Annotated in this window: 3 protein-coding genes; all 3 read left to right on the top strand. The window is 60.4% G+C overall.

The window, feature by feature from the left end; all coding sequences use genetic code 11:
• On the top strand, nt 1-302 hold a 302-nt coding region (locus SGJ19_13505), incomplete at its 5' end, for an XdhC family protein (protein ID MDZ4781265.1).
• 398 nt (nt 303-700) lie between these two features.
• Nucleotides 701-2,902: a recombinase family protein gene (locus tag SGJ19_13500; GenBank protein MDZ4781264.1), complete on the top strand. Its 2,202-nt coding sequence runs from the start codon at nt 701-703 to the stop codon at nt 2,900-2,902.
• Nucleotides 2,903-2,961: 59 nt separating this feature from the next.
• Nucleotides 2,962-3,447, top strand: a 486-nt coding sequence (locus SGJ19_13495) for an ATP-binding protein (protein ID MDZ4781263.1), incomplete at its 3' end; no start/stop codon positions are given.

Below are 3,447 nucleotides of genomic sequence, written 5' to 3'. Positions count from 1 at the left end.
TCGTCACGCGCGGCCACAATCACGACGAAGAGGCCTTGCGCCAGCTGGCCGAGCGCGGCGCCCGCTACGTCGGCCTGATCGGCAGCCGACGGAAGATCAAACTGATCTTCGACGACTTGCTCGAGCAGGGAATCTCGGCCGATGCACTCTCGCGCGTTTATGCGCCGCTGGGGATCGACATCGGTTCGCAGACCGTGCCGGAGATCGCCGTCAGCATTCTGGCGGAGTTGATCGCCCATCGAAATCGACAAGGCGAAGTCCCCGATCGACCGCCGGCCGTCGATGTCGTCGAGTCGAGATAGGAACGGCCGAGAAATAACTTCTCCCGATCCCCTCTCCCCTCGCGGGAGAGGTTAGGGTGAGGGGGCTAAGAAATCGGGAAACGTTCGAATCAAAATGCACCCATAAACACAGCTTCTGCCAGGGGCCATGTTCGGCCTATAGTGTGCGCCGCAGCCCTGTTACGGTTGGCCCAGTGGCGCCAGCGGCAGGTTGCTAGCAGTCATTCCGGAGGAATGCCATGTCTGTCATCAAGGACGAACGAGTCCCCCCCCGCCTCCATCGCGACTCGGGCCGAGTATTCCGCTGAAAAAAGTCTGGCCGGAATTGCCGGCCGAGCGGCGTCAGAAGGCACTCCAGGCGTTGAGTCTCGTGGTTGCCCGCCAACTCGAATTGTCGCCGGCGCGACAGGGGGTGGCCGATGAACGCCGTTGATGTCGCAGCGGCGCCCGCAGCCGCGCCGCCGCACTTGCACCGACAAGTCAGCACGACGTTTGGTCGCCAGAAGCTTGAACCGCGCCATTTCGAACGGCTGGCCATTGTCTATGTTCGTCAATCCGATCCCCAGCAAGTTCTAAAGCACCGAGAATCAACGGCGCTGCAGTACAACCAGGCCGATCTGGCTGTCGAAATGGGCTGGCCGCGTGAACGCGTGCTGGTGATTGACGAGGATCTCGGCATCAGCGGGCGACACGCGGAAGGTCGCAACGGCTTTCAGCGGATGATGGCCGAAGTCGCATTGAATCATGTGGGCATCATCCTCGGGCGCGAGATGAGTCGCCTGGCGCGCTCGTGCAAAGACTGGTATCAGCTGTTAGAAGTGTGCGGAGTCTTCGGCACGGTCCTGGGAGACCAAGACGGTGTTTACAATCCGGCCGATTACCACGATCGACTCTTGCTGGGGCTAACGGGCATCATGAGCGAGGCCGAACTGCATGTGATGCGAGGTCGCTTGCACGCAGGCTTGATGAATAAGGCCCGTCGCGGCGAGTTGGTTATCCACCCGCCGCTGGGGTACGTTCGCTTGCCATCGGACGAGATCGCGCTGGAGCCGGATGAACAAGCCCAGGCCGTGGTGCGGCTAGTCTTCGCGAAGTTTGAGGAACTGGGCAGCGTGACAGGAGTGCTACGTTACCTGGCTCGTCACGACATCCGTCTGGGTGTGCGACCGCATTTTGGACCACATCGCGGTCAATTGGAGTGGCGTCGTCCCACACAGCCGACGCTCTACAACATGTTGCGACATCCACTTTACGCAGGGGCCTACTCCTACGGGCGTCACCCGACCGATCCACGACGCGTGATTGCCGGTCGCCCCTCGACCGGTCGCCGCAATGTTCCTCACACGCAGTGCGCGGTGCTGCTGAAGGATCGGCATCCCGCGTACATTTCGTGGGAACGGTTCGAGGCCAATCAACGGCAGCTGGAGCAGAACCGCTTTCGGTCCAAAAGCCTGGGAGCGCCGCGTAACGGAGTCGCCTTGCTGAGCGGCCTCCTGGTCTGCGGTAAATGCGGGGGGCGGATGATGGTGAGCTACGGCACTCCTCGGACAAAGCTCAAATACACCTGTCAAATCCAACGATCCAGCTACGGTCTTGATCGATGCCAGAGCATCGTGGGAAGCGTGTTGGATGAACTGATCGGTCTGCAAGCATTGCGAGTCTTGGAACCAGCTGCTCTCGAATTGAGCATGGCGGCCGTGGCCAATATCGAGCGCGAGCGGCAGCGTCTGACGGAGCACTGGACGCAGCGCTGTGAACGAGCGCGTTATGAGACACAGCGGGCGGCCAGGCAATACCATGCCGTCGAACCCGAGAACCGTCTGGTGGCGCGCCAATTGGAGCGCAATTGGGAACAGGCGATTCTTGAGCTGCGATCCGTCGAAGAAGAGTACGAACGGTTTCAGCAAGCACAACCGGCCGCCCTCACCGCCTCGGAATGTCAGCAGATCGCTTCGTTGTCCGGCGATATTCCGGCGATCTGGAACTCCCCGGCCATTGCTCCCGCCGACCGACAGGCCATCCTGCGTCACTTGATTGAGCGGGTGGTGGTCGAGGTGCAAGGCCAAACCGAAATGACCGATGTGGCGATCCACTGGGCAGGCGGTTTCGTCAGCCGTCACGAGGTCGTGCGCCCTGTCCGGCGTTACGATCAACTCCGGGATTACGATCGCCTGGCGGCGCGCATTCGCGAACTCCAGCAAGCGGGATGGAACAGCCACAAGATTGCCGATCAACTGAATCAAGAAGGGTTTCGGCCGCCGAAACGCGCGCCACGTTACAACGGTGACGCGGTTCGTCAGATCGCTTCGCGCGACAATCGCCGCGAGGCGACACACAAGAATTCTCCGCCGCGCGAACGTCCCACGCTCGGTCAAGACGAATGGCTTCTCAACGACTTGGCGCGAGAACTCTCCATTCCACGTGCAACGCTCTACTTCTGGCACCGGCGCCTATGGCTGCAAGCCTGGATTGTACGCGTGGGCAACCGCAAGCACCTGGTGGCCTGGGCCGACGCCGAGGAGCGCGAACGATTGCGGCGTTTGTGCGCCGTTCCGCTCGGCAAGGCAAAAACTGACGTGGCTGCCGAACTCATTAAACCCAAGCCCAGGCCCCAGCCGTAACCTGGTATCTAGCGAGAGGTCTACGCGCCCACTTAACTCTGTGACAAGAGGCGTATTATGTGTCGAAGAGCGATCAGTTTGACTGGTCGTTTAATCCGTCGTTGCCGAAGAAGCAGGCGTTCGATCTGGCGACCTGCCGCTTTATCCGCGAGAGCCGCGACGTGCTATTGATCGGACCGCCGGGGACCGGCAAGAGCTTTTTAGTTCAGGCCGTCGGTTATCAAGCGATCAAGCTCGGCTTCGTCGTGCTGTACCGCTCGATCTTCGATGTCGTCCGCGACTTCTTGCACGATGAAGTGCTGGCCGAAGATGACAAAGTGCTGACCAAGTATCTCAAGCCGGATCTGCTCATCATCGATGACATGGGCATGAAGCAGTTGCCAAAGCGGTCAGGAGAATACCTGTTCGAGATCATCATGCGGCGCTACGAAACCCGCAGCACGATGATGACCAGCAATCGGCCGCTGGAAGATTGGGGCAAGCTCATCGGCGACGTCCCCAGTGCCACGGCAATTCTCGATCGGTTCCTACACCACGCCGAAGTA

This window comes from Planctomycetia bacterium, from assembly GCA_034440135.1.
Classification (GTDB): Bacteria; Planctomycetota; Planctomycetia; order Pirellulales; family JALHLM01; genus JALHLM01.
The sequence above is the reverse complement of the archived record's forward strand: the minus strand, read 5'-3'. Positions and strand labels throughout refer to the sequence as shown.

What these genes read in the sequence shown, in the direction of transcription:
- SGJ19_13500 (MDZ4781264.1), top strand. Translation starts at nt 701, where the DNA reads ATGAACGCCGTTGATGTCGCAGCGGCGCCCGCAGCCGCGCCGCCGCAC.